13 protein-coding genes are annotated in these 16,190 nt (G+C 70.4%); 6 read left to right on the top strand and 7 right to left on the bottom strand.

Annotation, left to right across the window (positions count from 1 at the left end):
• Positions 1-25 precede the first annotated feature (25 nt).
• Positions 26-844, top strand: coding sequence for an Fpg/Nei family DNA glycosylase (locus tag ACPPVT_RS19630; protein ID WP_426563245.1), 819 nt, complete (start codon positions 26-28; stop codon positions 842-844).
• Positions 845-852: 8 nt separating this feature from the next.
• Here the strand turns inward: ACPPVT_RS19630 and ACPPVT_RS19625 are convergent, their stop codons facing one another.
• Both ACPPVT_RS19625 and ACPPVT_RS19620 read right to left on the bottom strand, forming a co-directional pair.
• The gene (locus ACPPVT_RS19625; protein WP_426567210.1) at positions 853-1,599 is read right to left on the bottom strand and encodes a TIM barrel protein; all 747 of its coding nucleotides are present in this window, start codon (positions 1,597-1,599) and stop codon (positions 853-855) included.
• A 41-nt stretch (positions 1,600-1,640) separates the two neighbouring features.
• A complete protein-coding gene (locus ACPPVT_RS19620) occupies positions 1,641-2,690 on the bottom strand; it encodes a Gfo/Idh/MocA family oxidoreductase (RefSeq protein WP_426563244.1) in 1,050 nt (349 codons plus the stop codon).
• 115 nt (positions 2,691-2,805) lie between these two features.
• On the opposite strand from ACPPVT_RS19620, the gene ACPPVT_RS19615 reads away from it, so the two are divergent.
• The 4 genes from ACPPVT_RS19615 (at position 2,806) to ACPPVT_RS19600 (ending at position 7,555) form a co-directional block, all read left to right on the top strand.
• Positions 2,806-3,819: a LacI family DNA-binding transcriptional regulator gene (locus tag ACPPVT_RS19615; RefSeq protein ID WP_426563242.1), complete on the top strand. Its 1,014-nt coding sequence runs from the start codon at positions 2,806-2,808 to the stop codon at positions 3,817-3,819.
• A 132-nt stretch (positions 3,820-3,951) separates the two neighbouring features.
• Positions 3,952-6,981, top strand: a complete 3,030-nt coding sequence (locus ACPPVT_RS19610; RefSeq protein WP_426563240.1) for a P-loop NTPase fold protein — start codon at positions 3,952-3,954, stop codon at positions 6,979-6,981.
• 31 nt (positions 6,982-7,012) lie between these two features.
• Positions 7,013-7,231, top strand: a complete 219-nt coding sequence (locus ACPPVT_RS19605; protein ID WP_426563238.1) for a dodecin — start codon at positions 7,013-7,015, stop codon at positions 7,229-7,231.
• A gap of 102 nt (positions 7,232-7,333) precedes the next feature.
• Entirely contained in the window at positions 7,334-7,555 is a 222-nt protein-coding gene (locus tag ACPPVT_RS19600; RefSeq protein WP_426563236.1) for a hypothetical protein, read from the top strand.
• A 1-nt stretch (position 7,556) separates the two neighbouring features.
• On the opposite strand, the gene ACPPVT_RS19595 is transcribed toward ACPPVT_RS19600, so the two are convergent.
• Complete coding sequence (locus ACPPVT_RS19595; RefSeq protein WP_426563234.1) at positions 7,557-8,162, bottom strand: TetR/AcrR family transcriptional regulator; 606 nt, start codon at positions 8,160-8,162, stop codon at positions 7,557-7,559.
• Between the two features lie 124 nt (positions 8,163-8,286).
• Here ACPPVT_RS19595 and ACPPVT_RS19590 point away from each other — a divergent pair, with 124 nt between their 5' ends.
• Complete coding sequence (locus tag ACPPVT_RS19590) at positions 8,287-9,801, top strand: MFS transporter (RefSeq protein WP_426563232.1); 1,515 nt, start codon at positions 8,287-8,289, stop codon at positions 9,799-9,801.
• 25 nt (positions 9,802-9,826) lie between these two features.
• On the opposite strand, the gene ACPPVT_RS19585 is transcribed toward ACPPVT_RS19590, so the two are convergent.
• From ACPPVT_RS19585 to ACPPVT_RS19570, 4 genes are all read right to left on the bottom strand, one after another.
• The gene (locus tag ACPPVT_RS19585) at positions 9,827-11,125 is read right to left on the bottom strand and encodes a UDP-glucose dehydrogenase family protein (RefSeq protein WP_426563230.1); all 1,299 of its coding nucleotides are present in this window, start codon (positions 11,123-11,125) and stop codon (positions 9,827-9,829) included.
• Entirely contained in the window at positions 11,122-12,333 is a 1,212-nt protein-coding gene (locus ACPPVT_RS19580; protein WP_426563228.1) for a glycoside hydrolase family 26 protein, read from the bottom strand. Before ACPPVT_RS19580 ends, ACPPVT_RS19585 begins: the two co-directional genes overlap by 4 nt.
• Positions 12,334-12,595: 262 nt before the next feature.
• Positions 12,596-13,954, bottom strand: coding sequence for a glycosyltransferase (locus ACPPVT_RS19575; RefSeq protein WP_426563226.1), 1,359 nt, complete (start codon positions 13,952-13,954; stop codon positions 12,596-12,598).
• 14 nt (positions 13,955-13,968) lie between these two features.
• On the bottom strand, positions 13,969-16,059 hold the full coding sequence (locus ACPPVT_RS19570) for an acyltransferase family protein (protein WP_426563225.1): 2,091 nt from the start codon (positions 16,057-16,059) through the stop codon (positions 13,969-13,971).
• Between the last annotated feature and the right edge of the window lie 131 nt (positions 16,060-16,190).

The raw sequence follows: 16,190 nt of genomic DNA, 5'->3' as shown, positions 1-16,190 counted from the left end.
TCTGCTGCGCCGTACGCTCGACACCGTGCCCGAGCTGCCCGAGGTCGAGACGGCGCGGCGGGTGCTCGAGGAGCACGCACTCGGCCGGCGCATCATTGACGTCGACGACTCCGACACCTACGAGTGCCGACCACACCGGCCAGGTGACATCCGGGCCGCGCTGGTCGGCCGTCGACTGACCACCGCGCACCGGCGCGGCAAGAGCATGTGGTGCGAGACGTCGGGCGCCGGACGCTCCCGCACGCCGGGACCGCTGCTCGGCCTGCACCTCGGCATGTCCGGCAAGGTCGTGGTGATCGACCCGGACGGCCAGGAGATCGACGGCGGGGACTACTGGGATCGTGGCCGCCAACCCGGCGACCTACGGTTCACTCGGTTCGCGCTGACATTCTCGGACGGCGGCCGCCTCGTGCTGCTCGACCCGCGCCGACTCGGCCGGGTGCGGCTCGACCCGGACATCGACGGGCTCGGTCCCGACGCCGCCGAGATCACCTGGGACGAGTTCCGCGCACTGATGGGCCGAGGCAGCGCCCCGGTGAAGGCCAGGCTGCTCGACCAGTCCGCGCTGGCCGGGGTCGGCAACCTGCTCGCCGACCAAGCCCTCTGGCAGGCCCGGGTCGACCCCCGTCGTCCCGTCGAGGGGCTGACCCGCCCCATGGTCCGCCGACTCCATGACGCCGTGCGCGCCTCGATCCAGGCCGCCGTGGCCGGCGGCGGCGTGCACACGCTGGCCGTGGTGCCGTACCGCAAGGCCGGGGCGCGTTGCCCGCGGTGCGGTGCGGCGATGCAACGCGGCACCGTCGGCGGTCGTACTACCTGGTGGTGCTCCCGCGAGCAGCGCTGAGTCTCGACTCAGCTGCTGAAGGCCGTGCGGAACCGCTCGAGGGCAACGTGGCTGTCGGCTGACGCCCAGGCCTCCAGGGCGACGACGCTCGAGTAGCCGAGCTCACGCAGAGCCGTCGCGATGGCCGGGTAGTGGATCTCGCCCGTCCCCGGTTCGCAGCGCCCGGGCACGTCTGCCACCTGGATCTCACCGACATGGTCGATCGACCGGCGGAGCAGGTCGATCAGGTTCCCTTCGTCGATCTGCGCGTGATAGAGGTCGAGGTTCATCCGGAGGCCGGGGCTGTCGACGGCCCGGACGAGCGCCAACGTCTCGGCAGCCCGGGCGAACGGCGTCCCCGGGTGGTCGAGCCCGGTGTTCAGGTTCTCCAGGGTGAAGACGACTCCTTCGCTGCGGCCCAGGTCGCCCAGCCGGCCGAGGGTGTCAGCGGCCGCGAGCCACATGGGTCCGGTGACGACCTCGACCGGGCGGACCGGCAGGCCCTTGTCGTCCAGCCCGGTCCCGTGCACGTTGAGCGACGAGCAGCCCAGCCGGGCCGCGGCCTCGATCGACTGCCGCGCAGTGCGGAGCAGCTCGGCCGCGCCGTCCGGCGTCGTGAGGTCGCCGCGGACGTAGCCGGTCATCGAGGTGAAGTGCGCCCCGGTGGCCTTGAGCGCGTCCACGTCCTTCGCCGTCCAGCCCCAGATCTCGACCGCGAACCCGAGGTCGTGGATGGTGCGGACCCGGTCCTCGAAGGGCAGCTCGGTGAACAACATCTCGGCTGACGCCGCAAGGACGAAGTCGGTCGACGGGGTGCTCACCGGGCGGCCCGCACTGCGCCGTCGTCGGCCAGCTCGACGGGCCTACCACGCCTCATCGACTCGATCGCGCCGAGCGCGACGGTGAGTGCCCGGCGCGCGTCGTGCCCGGTGACACTGGGGTCGCGCTTGTCCCGCACGGCGCTGACGAACTCGTCGAACTCGGCCGTGTAGGCGTCCAGGAAGAGCTCGACGTCGCCGCGCGTCGTCTGCGCGTGCAGGCCCCTCGCGTCGTGGTAGACCATCGAGGTGCGGGCCGTGTCGCCGATGGTGACCATGCCGGCGGATCCGAAGACCTCCCCGCGGACGTCGTAGCCGTACGAGGCGGAGAAGCTGGCCTCGGCGGTGGCGATGGCGCCGTTGTCGAAGCGGATCGTGACCACCGCGGTGTCGAGCAGGCCAGCCTCCCGGAACGCCGGGGCCACGAGCGCGTCCGCCGCGGCGTAGACCTGGACCGGCTGAGCTCCAGGATTCAGCCACAGCAACATGTCGAAGTCGTGGATCAGCGTCTGCAGGAAGACCGTCCACAGTGGGACGCCGGCGGGGTTGGCCAGACCCGGGTCACGGGTCAGGGACCGCATCAGCTGGGGTGTGCCGATGCCGCCGTCGAGGACGACCTTGCGGGCGGCGGCGAAGCTGCGGTCGAAGCGCCGGTTGAACCCGACCTGCAAGCAAACTCCGGCGGACCGCGCAGCGCCGATCGCGCGGTCGGCGTCTTCCAGGTGCTGTGCCATGGGCTTCTCGCAGAAGATCGCCTTCCCGGCCTCGGCGGCGGTGACGATCAGGTCCGCGTGCGCCTCGGAAGCCGCGCTGATCACCACCGCCTCGACCTCGGGGTCGCCCAGAAGCTGGTGCACGTCGGGCTGCGCGCGCACCCCGAGCAGGTCGGCCAGCGCGCGGGCCGCCTCGGGCCGAGGGTCGCTGACGGCGACGAGCTGCGCGCCCGTGACTCGTCGAGCGAGGGTCTGCGCGTGCGACGTGCCGATCCGTCCGGCGCCGATCAGGGCTACTCGTACCGGGTCCGCGACGGCCGCGGGGCTGGACGACATGGGCTCTCCTCTAAACTCGACTAGAGCGCTCTAGTCTCGAACCTGCGGCGTCGTCCGTCAACCCTTGGCCGGCATCGACTAGGGCCCTCTATGGTGCGCGACACGGGAGGTCGGGATGGGCGCGACGGGTGGCACGCCGTCGGTGACGATGCAGGACGTCGCCGCGCGGGCGGGGGTCTCGCGCGCCCTGGTCTCGATCGTGTTCCGCGGTGTCTCGGGCGCCAGCGCGGCGACTCGCGAGCGCGTCTTCGCCGCGGCCGCCGAGCTGGACTACCGGCCGGACCACCACGCCCGACTGCTCGGACGCAAGCGCAGCAGGACGATCGGCGTCGTCTTCGCTCTGCCGCAGGAGTTCCACGGCGAGCTGGTCGACCACCTGTACGCCACGTCGGAGTCCACCGAGTACGACCTGGCCCTCGGGGCGGTGACGCCGGCGCACGACGAGGGCAACGCAGTCCGCTCGATGGTCGACTACCGGGTGGAGGCGCTGATCCTGATCGGCCCGACCCTGCAACGCGCCCGGCTCGCGGAGCTCGCCGCCCGGACCCCGACCGTCGTCGTGGCCCGCGCCATCCGTGGCACGCCGGTGGACGTCGTCCGCACGGACGACGTCGCGGGGGCCAGGATCGCCGTCGAGCATCTCGTCTCGCGCGGTCACCAGGCGATCGTCCACGTCGACGGCGGCACGGCGGCCGGCGCGGCGGAGCGCCGTCGCGGCTATCGCGCCGCGATGCGCGGGGCCGGGCTGGGTGAGGCCGAGCACATCGTCGGCGGCGGGATCACGGACGCCGACGGAGAGGCGGCCGGACAGGCTCTGTTGGCCGCAAAGGCCGGGTGCACCGCGGTCGCAGCGTTCAACGACCACTGCGCCGCCGGCCTGATCGCGACGATGCGCGCAGCGGGTGTCCGGGTCCCGGGGGACCTGTCGGTCGTCGGCTTCGACAACTCGCACATCGCTGGACTGGCCACTCTGGCGTTGACCACGATCGCGCAGGATGGTGCGGCGCTGGCCGCCCAGGCGCTCGACCGGGCGATCGCCCGGGCCGACGGGCTCGCAGGCGCGCCGCAGGAGAGCCTGGTCGCACCGCGACTCGTAGTGCGCGGGACGACCAGCAACCCGCTTGAGTAGGGGTTCGCGCCGGCAGCGTGGCTGGCCCGGTTCCAGGGCTGGCTGCTGTTGTGCTCGTGGCGGGCAAGGCGGTAGTCACGCGATCCGTGCGCGGCTACGGTCTAACCAGCCTCGGTCGACTGGGGAGCGGCGATGCTGGAGCGGCTGGACATTCCTGAGGACTTCGGGCTGAAGGTCTCGGCGGCCGTCGCCATGCGCTACCTGACAGACCGGATCACCATTGGCGAGCGGATGCTCGGGGACGCGAGCACCATGCCCCCAGACGAGTTTCGCCGGCTCGCCCAGCGTTGGCACGACGAGAACCTGGCGGTGATCGACAGCATCATCGTCGACCGGGACGGCGCCCAGCGGCCCAATTTCGGGGGCGACGACTCGACGCCGCGCGACGCAGTCCGTGAGCACCAGATCCTGCTGGACGACGTCAGCCGCGAGCTCGGACGACTCAGTCAGCTGCGGCTCCGGATCAGCATCCCGCTTGACGAAGAGGGTTCGCACGAGCCGGCCTTCGGCTCGTCATCCGTTGAGCTGCCGGGGTTCGAGATGACGTTGGAGAAGTCGGTCTCCGAGTCCCCGGCATCCGAGTCCCCGGTCTCCGAGTCCCCGACATCCGAAGAACCGCGCAGGGCCAAGGCCAAGTTCGAGCGCGTCCCCGGGTACCGCCCGCCGACGGAGGACAGCGCCGTCCTGGGGGAGGAGCCCGAGGTCGCGCAGGAGCCCTCGCTTGCTGAACTTCCAGACAGCCCGGCGGAACCAGCCACCCCGGCGGAGCCGGACGGCACGGAAGCTGACGACACGGCCGCTGCGCCACCCGACGTCCAGGACCGTTTCGTCTACGCCGATGCGGCCACCGCCGTGCTGCCCGCCTACGACGCGGACGCCGGGCACCCGGTGGATCTGATCGGCGTGGACGACGTCGTCGACGCGTTCGCCTACCTGATCACGTCGCGAGGTATGCAGCCGCCGCTCGCCGTGGGGCTGTTCGGGAACTGGGGTTCCGGCAAGACCTTCTTCCTGCGCTCGCTGCAGCGGCGGATCGACGAGCTGACCCGTGGGGCCAGGCAGTCCGCCCGCCCGCAGCACGAGATCGGTGTGTTCAAGCGCGTCGTGCAGATCGAGTTCAACGCGTGGCACTACGTGGAGGGGAACCTCTGGGCAAGCCTGGTGGACCACATCTTCGCCAACCTGCGAACCTCGGCGAGCGAGAAGGAGTCCGAGCTGGATCGGCGCCGCCGAGCGGTGACGGCGCAGCTGGCCAGCACCCGCACCGAGCACCAGTCGCTGAGTTCGCAGATCAACCGGCTGCAAGGCCGACGCGACGAGGAGGCTGACCGAGCGAGGCAGCTGACGGAGGTGCAGGCCAAGAAGCTTCAGAAGGTCAGCCGGATCCAGCTCAGCGACGTCGCTGCCGCCGCGATGCTCGACATCAGCGAGACCTCTGCAGTAACAGGCGCCCTCAAACCGGTGGGCGTGCGGCCCGACCAGGTCGCAGGGCAAGCGGTCTCGACATCCGCTGCGGACGCCGCGCGCAGCCTGGCGGATGCGCGAGACGTCGTGCACCGCGGCTCGGCGCTGTTCGGACCGATGCGCCAGTACGGCTGGTGGTGGGTCCTGTTCCTGGTCGTGGCCGCCGGGGTCGCGCCGCTGGTCGCGGTGGGACTGCAACACGTGCACGCCTCGGCGGTGACCCAGGTGCTGACCGCGGTGGCCGGCTTCTTCAGTGCCGCAGCGGTTGTCGTCAACGGCGGCACGAGGTGGGCCACCGGATCGCTCAACCGGATCGAGGGCGCGCAGCGGCAGGTCCAGGCCCGGGTCGACGCCGAGTCCAGGCGACAGGCCGACGACCTGGCCAGGATCCAGCAGGAGATCGACGGCCTGGACCGCGAGATCCAGGAGGCGCTGCGTCGCCAGAACGAGGCCGACACCGAGATCCGGGCGCTGACCGACCAGTTGGCCGAGCTCACTCCCGGCCGGCTGCTGGCCGGCTTCCTTCAGGAGCGCTCGGACAGCGCCGACTACCGAAAGTTCCTTGGCGTCACCTCGCTGATCCGGCGGGACTTCGAGAAGCTGTCCGAGCTGGTGGCGGCCAACAACGAGACCATCCTCAGCGACGATGCGGCGGCCGACGAGAGCTCAGGCGCCGACTTCAACCGGGTCGTGCTCTACGTGGACGACCTGGACCGCTGCCCGCCCTCTCGCGTCGTCGAGGTGCTGCAGGCGGTGCATCTGCTGATGTCGTTCCCGGTCTTCGTCGTCGTCGTGGCCGTCGATCCGCGGTGGCTCGCGCAGTCCCTCGAATCGCAGTACCGGGACCTGCTCGGTGGCGGTCCGAGCTCGAGCCACGGAGAGCAGGACGGCTCCGCGACCCCGCAGGACTACCTGGAGAAGATCTTCCAGATCCCGTTCAGCATCGGCCCGCTCGACCTCGCCACGCGGGCCCGGTTCGTCGAGGGGCTGCTCGGCCCCGAGGTGGTTCCGGCGCAGCTGTCGCTGGTGGACCCGCCACCGAGCGACCCGACATCGACGTCAACACTAAATCCGGAAACCATTCTGGCAGAACCGAATCCGGCGGCGTCCGCGACGGACGACGGACTCGACCTGTCGGGTCTGGATCTCGACACGTTCCTGACCGAGCCCGCGCCCGATACCGCCAAGGAGCTGCCCGAGCCACCGAGCATCGCCGTCGACCTGAACCCGGAGAACCTGCGGTTCAGTGAAGCCGAGCTGGCGTTCCTGCAGGAGTTGCTGCCGTTGCTGGACACCTCGCCGAGAAGCCTGAAGCGCTACGTGAACGTATACCGGCTGATCAAGTCGGTGGGTCGGATCGGGCCGTCGTCCCAGCCCGGACGGGCCGATGCGCCAGAGCCCTACCAGCAGGCGATGTTCCTGCTGGCCACGCAGACCGGGCTGCCCTCGCAGGGGGCGGCACTGCTCGGGGCCATCCTCGACTTCGACCCGAACACGGATCCGCTGTCGCACAGCGCCTCGCTGCTCGATGTCCTGGAGCGATACATGGACATCGAGGAGGAGGTCGGCCGACCGGACACGTCGGACGACTGGACGAGGTTGCGCGGCTGGCTGAAGACCCACGAGCCGATCGCGTTCTGCCCGGCGGCTTCGCTGGTCCCCTACGTCAGGCACGTCCGCCTCTACGCCTTCGCCTGACCTGACCTACTGCTGCCGAGGAGGAAGCACCATGAGCAACCACACCTACCGCATCACCGAGATCGTCGGCACCAGCCCGCAGTCCGTGGACGACGCGATCCGCAACGGCCTTGCCCGGGCCGGCGCGACGGTGCGCCACCTGGACTGGTTCGAGGTTGAGGGCGTCCGCGGCCACCTGGAGGACGGCCAGGTCGCGCACTTCCAGGTCACCATGAAGGTCGGGTTCCGGCTCGAGGACGCCGACGACTGATCGGGTGCGGTTCTAGACGACGAGCTGGGTGCCCTGCAGCTGCGTCACCTCGCGTACGGCGCCGACCTGGCCGCCCGCGGGCTGACGGTGGCGAACGGCCCGATGCGCCGCCAGAGCGACGTCCGGTTGCGCGGCATGAGCGTCTACACGGTCGGGACGGCGCAGGCCCTGGCGTTGGCCGAGCAGGACCCGATGGTCGCGGCGGGCCACCTGCGGATCGAGGTGGCCTCGTGGTGCGTCGGGGCCGGAAAGGTCGAGTTCCCGCTGCACGACGGCGAGGTCGGCGAGCGCCTGTCGTTCGAGGAGATGTCCGAGCTGGACTGAGCTAGGCGCGGATGCCGGCCAGCACGATGGTGACCACGCGCTGCTGCTGCTCCTCGTCGAGTGCGCCCATCATCGAGCACCCGCCGATCAGCCGGATGACGTCGGAGCTGTCCACCTCCTGGCGGACCACGCCGGCATCTTTGCCGTTGCTGAGCACCGCGTCGGCCGTCCCGGTGATCACCGAGCGCGAGTACGTGAGCAGCGCCGAGTCCCGCCCCACTGCCTCGACCAGTTCGGTGAACAGCGCGCGCTTCGTCGCCGCGTAGGTCAAGAACCCGTGGACCCAGCCCTCGACCGCCGGCCATGGTTCTTTCGTCGCGAGGAGCTCGTCGGTCTGCACCCGGAGCGTGTCGACGTCCTCGCGGTAGACGGCTTCGAGCAGGTCGAGGCGGTTCGGGAAGCGGCGGTACAGCGTGCCGATGCCCACTCCCGCCCGACGAGCGATCTCCTCGAGCGACGCGGCGCTGCCCTGCTCCAGCAGCGTCTGGCGGGCCGCGTCGACGATCTGGTCGTAGTTGCGGCGGGCGTCGGCGCGCAGGGGTCGCTGCGGACCCCCGACGTCCGTGGTGGGGACCGTCGTCGGCCTCGTCGCCGGCTCCGTGCTCACGCTGCACCTCGCAACTGCGTCTGAAGAAACCTCGAAATGGACTTGCTAAGCGGAGGGACCCTCCGTATTGTAACCGGAGGCGCCTTCCACTTCTTTCCGATCGTACTACCTACGGAGCACTCCCGTGACCGCGCAGACCCTGAACTCCTCGGCAGCGCCGGGCCGGATGCCATCCGCCCCACGCAGCCGGATCAACGCCTCACCCGCATTCGTGCTCGGCACCGTGCTGGTGGCTCAGCTGATGGTGGTGCTGGACGCCAGCATCGTGAACGTCGCGCTGCCCGACATGGCGCGCTCGCTCGGGCTCGGCCAGACCGGCCTTTCCTGGGTGATGAATGCGTACACGCTCGCCTTCGGCGGCTTCCTGCTGCTCGGTGCCCGCGCCGGCGACCTGCTCGGCCGTCGCCGGGTCTTTCTGGCCGGCATGACCGTGTTCGTCGCCGCCTCCTTCGCCGGCGGGCTGGCCACCACCGGCGAGCTGCTGATCGCCGCACGTGCCGTGCAGGGCCTCGGTGCCGCACTGGCCGCGCCGGCCGTGCTGGCCATGTTGACCATCAGCACCCCCGAGGGTCGCGAGCGCACCCGCGCCCTCGGCCTGTTCACCGCCGTCTCGATCGGTGGCGCCGCGATCGGCCTGGTCGCCGGCGGGATGCTCACCCAGTGGGTGTCCTGGCGCTGGGTGATGTTCGTGAACGTGCCGATCGGCCTCGCGGTCATCGTGATGGCCGCGCTCGTGCTGCCGGAGACCCCGCGGCACTCGGGCCGGGTTGATGTCGCCGGCGCGATCACCTCGACCATCGGCATGACTGCCCTGGTCTACGGCTTCGTGCACGCGGCGGACGCCGGATGGTCGGACCCGGTGACGCTGGCCTCGTTCGCCACCGCCCTGGTGCTGCTCGCCGCGTTCGTCCTGGTGGAGCGGGTCGCCGCGGCACCGGTCACCCCGCTGAGCCTGTTCGCCGACCGCACCCGCTCGGCCGCCTACCTGGGCCGGATGCTGCTGGTGGCCGGCATGATGGGCATGTTCTTCTTCATGACCCAGCTGCTGCAGACCGAGATCGGCTACGGCCCGCTGAAGGCCGGCCTGGCGTTCCTACCGGTCACGGTCGGCGTGCTCATCGCGTCGCAGCTGTCCGCCCGGCGCCTGGTCGAAGCACTCGGCCCGCGTCCGACCATGGTGCTCGGGGCGCTGGTGTCGGCGGCCAGCGTGTTCTGGCTCAGCCACACCTCCTCCGACCCTGCCTACTGGACCATCGGCGTCCCGCTGTTCCTGATGGGACTGGGCAACGGCACGGTCTTCGTGCCGATCACCGGCGCCGCGCTGCAGGGGGTCGACCCCAAGCACGCCGGCGCAGCCGCCGGGCTGGTCAACGTTGCCCAGCAGATCGGCTCGACGCTCGGGCTCGCGGTGCTGGTCACCGTGTTCAGCGCCGCCGGGCGCCACGCGGCCGCGGCCGGGCCGGGCACCCGGGACGCCGTGCAGCAGGCTCAGCACGTGTTCGTCAGCGGTGCGGACGCCGCGCTGCTGACCGCCGCAGGCCTGATCCTGGCCACCGCAGTGGTGGCGACCACCATGTACCGGACGCCGCGGCGCTCGCGGTCAGCCGCAACCGCGCCCGTCGTGCCGGCCCTCGACTGACCGGTGGGTGCGAAGAGGCTCTAGGTCAGGGTCGTCCGAGGGCGCGGTAGGTCCAGCCCTGTCCGCGCCAGGCGGCCGGGTCCAGGGCGTTGCGACCGTCCACGACTCGTCGTTGCCGGACGACGCCGCCCAGCTCGCCCGGGTCGAGCTCGCCGAACTCGGCCCACTCGGTCAGGTGCAGGAGGACGTCGGCGTCGCCGGCTGCCTCGACGGCGCTGCCCGCGTACGCCAGGGTGGGGAACGACAGCCGAGCGTTGTCCATCGCCTGCGGGTCGTAGACGCGGACGGCGGCACCGGCCGCCTGGACCGCGAGGGCGACGTCCAGCGCGGGGGAGTCGCGGATGTCGTCGCTGTTGGGTTTGAACGCGGCCCCGAGAACGCCGACCCGCACCCCGGCCAGGGATCCGTCGCACAGCTCGCGGGTCAGGTCCACCATCCGGGCGCGCCGGCGCAGGTTGATCGCGTCGATCTCCCGGAGGAAGCTCAGCGCCTGGTCGACGCCCAGCTCGCCGGCCCGGGCCATGAACGCCCGGATGTCCTTGGGCAGGCAGCCCCCACCGAAGCCGAGCCCAGCGTGCAGGAACCGGCCACCGATCCGGTCGTCGTAGCTGAGCGCGTCGGCCAGGAGCGTGACGTCCGCCCCGGTGACCTCGCAGACCTCGGCCATCGCGTTGATGAACGAGATCTTGGTGGCCAGGAACGAGTTCGCCGCCACCTTGACCAGCTCCGCGGTGGCGAAGTCGGTCACCACCAACGGGGTGTCTTCGGCCAGGATCGAGGCGTAGACCTGTTGCAGGATGGTTGCCCCGCGCTCGGACTCGACACCCATCACGATCCGGTCAGGCCGCAGCGTGTCCTGGACGGCGAACCCTTCCCGCAGGAACTCCGGGTTCCAGACGAGCTCACCCGCGGCGGCGGCGACGTCGCCGGCCAGTCGTTTCGCCGTCCCGGCCGGCACCGTGGACTTGCCGACCACGACGGAGCCGGGCCGCAGCACCGGCAGCAGCGACGCCATCGCGGCGTCCACATGGGTCAGGTCCGCGGCGAACTCGCCCTTGCGCTGCGGTGTCCCGACACAGATGAAGTGCACATCGCCGAAGTCGCCGGCCTCGGCGAAGGACGTGGTGAACCGAAGCCGACTGCTGTCGAGCCCGCGAGCCAGCAGCTCGGGCAGGCCGGGCTCGAAGAACGGCACCTCGCCGGCGGCCAGCCGCTTGATCTTCAAGTCGTCGACGTCCACGCCGAGCACGTCGTGACCGAGCTCGACCATGGCGGCGGCGTGCGTCGCACCGAGGTATCCGGTGCCGATGACGGTCAGCTTCATGACTGTCCCTTCAGGGTCACGGTTCCCTTGAGCTGGGCGGGCATCAGGCCATTGCCGAACCGCGGGTCCGCGATGCCCTGGCGGAATGCGGCGAGCGCCGGAGCGGACGAGGCGAACTGCCAGTTGGTGTCCACGCTCAGGTGGGTCCCGTCGGTCAGCCTGATCGAGTGCAGGCGCTTGACGTCGTTGTTGAACAGCACGAACCCGACCAGGCGCGGGTCGTCGGCCACGGCGGCCAGGGTCTGCGTCGTCCAGGCCGTCTTGGCCGCGGTGTTGTCGGTGTCCTCGCCGACCACCTGCGCCGAGCCCATCTCTGCGATCAGGATCGGCTTGGTCCTGCTGACCGACTTCAGGCCGACATCGGCTGTGTTGCCGTTCAAGGTCCCGTCGAAGGTGTAGTCGTACGTCGCGGGCTGGCTGGGGCGGAACTGGTAGCCGGACATGCCCAGCCAGTCGACGTACCGGTCGCCGGGATAGTCCTCGACCAGACCGGTGTCTCCGTTGGTGAAACCGGTCGTCGAACCGGGCTTGAGCGTGTCGGTGCGAGAGGGCGTCCAGCCCCAGATCACGTACTTGTTGGCGCCTGCCCTGTCGAACACCTGCCAGATGTGCTGCCAGGCGGCGCGGAAGTACCTGGGGTCGTTGGTGATGCCGCGATCGGAGTAGCCGGCGCTCCACGGGTACCAGTTGCCGTTCATCTCCTGGTCCAGCCGGATCACCACCGGCAGCTTGGTGTTGACCACCGAGGTCGCGAAGCTGCTCAGGTACCTGTCGAACGTGCCGCGGGCGATGTTCTGCATCGAGTAGCCGCTGATGTCGCGATGGCTGTTCGCGTAGTCGTGCGGTGCCGACTGCCAGGTGATCACCGGCAGCGCCCCGCGCTGCCAGGACTGGGTGACCTTCTGCGGTGAGTAGCTGTCGTCCCAGTACTCGAACCACTCGACCAGGTTGGGTGCCTTGCCGGCCTTCTCGTCCAACGAGGAGAACAGGGTCTGGCTGCCCGGCAGACCGTCCTCGGCGAGCCCGTAGTACTTCTTGGCCGGCGAGACCAGGGCGGACTTGGTCGGCACGGTGACCACGGTCTTGGCGCCGGCGGCCGTGGTGGTCACCACCTTCGTGACTGTGCGGGTGGTCCCCGGCACCTTCACCACGACGACGTCGATCTTCGGCTTGCGCGTGCGGGGAGTCGCGGTGGCGACCTCGCTCACCCGCCTGACTGAGCCCGACGACGAGCCGGTCGCGGTCGAGGACGCCCGCCTGGGTTGGGCACCCGGAGGCGAATGACTCGGTGCGGCAGTGGGTGTGATGCCGTCGGAGTCCCCTGCAGCGGCGGCCGACGGAGTCGGCGTCGGAGTGCTGTGGGGACGCTCGGCGCCTCGCGAGGACCCTGCGGGGGACAGGTAGATGGTGGTCCCGATGGCGGCGAGTGCGACACCGACGAGGATGGTCGGCACCCGGCCGGTGGCTGCGCTAGTGGACGAGAACATCGTACTCAACTCCTAGGACGAGGACGGCGGTGGCGATCAGGTAGGGAATGAGAGCGCGTGGGTCGCCGTCGCCGCCGCCGTCGGAGCCCGACGATGACTGCGAGGCGGAGTAGGCGTCGGCCCGGGTTCCCCAGCTGCCCACGTGGGCGAGCCGCAGGAAGCCGAGCAGCCTGATGGGCATCAGCACGAGCGTGCTGAACAGGATGAAGAAGGGCATGCGCGGGTAGTCGCCGGGCACCTCGTTCAGGTGCCGCATCTGGCGCAGGCACATCGCGAGCGTCGAGGTCAGCACGGTGAGCAGGACGACCGCGACCAGGGCGTGCTGACGCACGTGCAGCAATCCCTCGTAGAGGTTGGCTCCCTGGCCGTTGCGCATCCGGATCGCCCAGGCCACCGCCGAGGCCAGCCACAGGAAGGGCAGGGCGATGTCCGCGATGAAGAAGAAGGCCAGCAGCGGTGCGTGGCCGAGCATCCACGGCAGCATTCGCAAGGTGTTGTACTGGCTGCCGCGCGCCCAGCGGAACTGCTGCTTGGCAAGCTTCTTGAGCTGTGTCGGTGCATCGGTGAGCACCAGGCTGGTCGACTGGTAGACGGTACGCAGCCCCATCTTCAGAGTGAGGTTGGTCAGCGTGCGGTCGTCCGAGACCTCGAGCAGGACGCCGAGGTAGCGCTGCTCCAGGAAGTCCCGCATGGCCCGCTGCAGCACCGCCCGGCGGAAGGCGATGGTGCGTCCGGGCAGGCACCCGACGGTGCCCAGGACGCTCTGCGCCGGCATCGAGTACAGCGCCCGGGAGTTCTCCAGCCAGTCCGCCCATCGGGTCAGGAACGAGCGGTGCGGTTCCAGGATGCGCTGCCGGGTGGTCACGCCGCCGACGCCGGGGTCCGCGAACGGCTTGATCAGCTCGTCATGCGCGCCAGCGGTCCACAGCGTGTCGCTGTCGACCAGGAACACCACCTCGGCGATGGAGCGCTCGACGCCTACCCGGACCGCGTTGCGCTTGCCGGCGACCGACGTCCACGTCCACTCGACGTCGTCGTGGAACTCGTCGCAGACGTTCTCCAGGACGACGTTTCGCGGGCCGTTGATCACGACCACGATCTGCGTCGGTCCTTGGTCGACGATCCGTTGCAGAACCTCGCGGAAGAGGGCCGGCGGCTCGTCCACCACCGGGATCACGACACTCGTGGTGGTGGCGAACGGTTCGGTCCACGGCCGGTACCGCCGGGACAGCACGACCTTGGCGAGCCAGACCAGCCAGGTCAGGATCACGAACAGCGAGAACAGGTAGACGTGGGTGTGCTGCTGGAGGGTGGCGCGCAGCTGGAGCAGTCCGATCAACATGGTTGGGCCTCTCGTCACTGTCGGGTGGTCAGGAGGCCGCCGACTCGCGGGGCCAGCCACCGGCTGAACGTGGCGGTCAGGTGGGTGTCGTCGCGGTAGACGAGCAGGTTGCCGACCACCGCCGGGCAGGTCTGCTCGGTGCAGATCCAGCGCAGCGGGTCGACCACCGCGAAGCCCGCCGCGGCCGCCCGCGCCGCGAGATCGCGGTGGCGGGCCGGGAAGCTGTAGGCCTTGCTCGTCGCGAACGCGCAGTCACGCACCGCCGCCAGGTGACCGGCGACGCAGTCCGGCACGTCGTACGTTGGCACCGGGATGTCCTGCAGCAGAACGACTCTGGCGCCGGACGTGCGGCGTACCGCGTCCATCGTGGCGAGGCTCGCCTGGGACCACTGCTGCGGGGTGACCGAGGCCGGCGCGAGGTTCTCCGAGTTGCTCATCACCACGAGCTCCGGCTTGAGCTTCGCGATCCGGGCCAGCACGTCCTGGCGCCACTGGTCGCACTCGACGTACGTGCGGTTCAGGCTGCTGTTGCGTACGGTCATCCCGGCTGCCGGGCAGGCGGACTTGGTCCAGTCCACGACCTTCCAGTGCCGCGCTCGGGCAGCCTCGTCGAACGCACCGAGCCACATGTCGGCGTGCGAGTCACCGAGCAGCACCATCGTCTGCGTCCCGCGCTCATCGCCGTAGACGCACGGGCCCTGGTGGATCGTCGCGAAGTTCGCGTGACAGCTCGTGCCGTCGGCCGCGGGCAGGTCGCGCGCCGCGACGGCCGGCTGGGGTGCCAGGTTGCGCGGTGCCGCGCGGACGGACACCCCGGCCGCCACCGCTGCGTCCATCTCCTGGAAGACCTCGGGCGTCGCCGTGGCGGTGGTGGCCAGGTCGACTGCAGCACCCGATCCGACGACAGCTGGGCCGAGCGCGATCGCGGCGACCGCAACGGCGGCCACCGCTGCGGATACCGAGAAGCCCAAGGCGAAGCCCTTCCAGGGCGCCGCCCCCAGCTGTCGGACGGGCTGCTCGACGAAGAAGTAGCTGAGCACGGCCGCGGCCAGCGAGAGCCAGACCACCGCGAACCGGTCCAGCACCCCGAGCGAGTGGTGCACGACGAGCGGCGCGAGCACCAGCATCGGCCAGTGCCACAGGTACCAGGAGTAGGAGACCCGGCCGAGGCATTGCATCAGGGGCTCGCCGAGTACCCGTTCCACCGAGCGTCGCCGTCCGCAGCCGGCCGCCACGACGACGGTGGCGCCGAGGACCGGCAGGGCCGCCGCCGATCCCGGGTACGGCGTCGAGTCGTTGTACAGGAACGCGGAGGTCAGCACCGCGGCGAGGCCGAGCCAGCCTGTAGCCCAGGCGAGCACGGCGGGCAGCCGGGCCAGCTGGTCGGCACCGAGGGACACCAGCCCACCGAGTGCGAGCTCCCACGCGCGCGTGTGCAGCGAGAAGTAGGCCCAGGACGCGGACGCCGCCGTGACCTCCTGGGAGAAGCGGAACGAGATCGCGGTGACCGCGGCGAGCACGACCACCAGCGCGGCGACCCGCCGTCGACCGGCGAACCAGCAGACCAGGGCGATCAGGATCGGCCAGACCAGGTAGAACTGCTCTTCGACCGCGAGCGACCAGAAGTGCTGCAACGGAGAGACGCTGTCACCTTGGTGCTGGTAGTCGGTGCCCTGGATCGCCAGCCGATAGTTGATGCCATAGAACGTCGTGCTGATCGCGTCCATCGCCACCCGGCGCACCTGCAGCGGCGTGCCGAGCAACCGTACGGCGAGCGTCGTCGCGATGACGACCACTGCGGCCGCGGGCAGCAGCCTCTTGATCCGCCGGGTGTAGAAGGTCGGCAGCGCCCGCAGCCCTTGCGCGCCAACAACTGTGAGCAGCTGGCGGGTGATCAAGAACCCGGAGATGACGAAGAAGACGTCGACGCCCACGAATCCGCCGCGAACGCCGAGCAGCTTCGCGTGGTAGAGCACGACGACGATGACGGCGACGGCGCGCAGGCCTTCGATGTCCGGCCGGTAGCCGCGCGGCTGCGGCCGTACGGCTGACCGGGCTCGAGACCGGCTCGCGCTGGGGCTTGGGTGGGTGAGCTGTTGGGTCACGTCGGCCCCGGTGCAGGGCGCAAAAGGGATGGCGAGATGGACACGAGAGCACCTCCCGGTGCGGTTCTTGGGGGTTACCCGGGCTGGGGCGCTGCACTGCGCTCTCGCCGTGATCTGCGGCGCCTGCCTGC

This window comes from Angustibacter sp. McL0619, from assembly GCF_049994355.1.
Taxonomy (GTDB): Bacteria; Actinomycetota; Actinomycetes; order Actinomycetales; family Angustibacteraceae; genus Angustibacter.
The sequence above is the reverse complement of the archived record's forward strand: the minus strand, read 5'-3'. Positions and strand labels throughout refer to the sequence as shown.

Coding starts and splice junctions, on each gene's coding strand:
- ACPPVT_RS19620 (WP_426563244.1), bottom strand. CDS start 2,690: ATGTCGTCCAGCCCCGCGGCCGTCGCGGACCCGGTACGAGTAGCCCTG.
- ACPPVT_RS19575 (WP_426563226.1), bottom strand. CDS start 13,954: ATGTTGATCGGACTGCTCCAGCTGCGCGCCACCCTCCAGCAGCACACC.
- ACPPVT_RS19605 (WP_426563238.1), top strand. CDS start 7,013: ATGAGCAACCACACCTACCGCATCACCGAGATCGTCGGCACCAGCCCG.
- ACPPVT_RS19615 (WP_426563242.1), top strand. CDS start 2,806: ATGGGCGCGACGGGTGGCACGCCGTCGGTGACGATGCAGGACGTCGCC.
- ACPPVT_RS19600 (WP_426563236.1), top strand. CDS start 7,334: ATGCGCCGCCAGAGCGACGTCCGGTTGCGCGGCATGAGCGTCTACACG.
- ACPPVT_RS19610 (WP_426563240.1), top strand. CDS start 3,952: ATGCTGGAGCGGCTGGACATTCCTGAGGACTTCGGGCTGAAGGTCTCG.
- ACPPVT_RS19625 (WP_426567210.1), bottom strand. CDS start 1,599: ATGTTGTTCACCGAGCTGCCCTTCGAGGACCGGGTCCGCACCATCCAC.
- ACPPVT_RS19585 (WP_426563230.1), bottom strand. CDS start 11,125: ATGAAGCTGACCGTCATCGGCACCGGATACCTCGGTGCGACGCACGCC.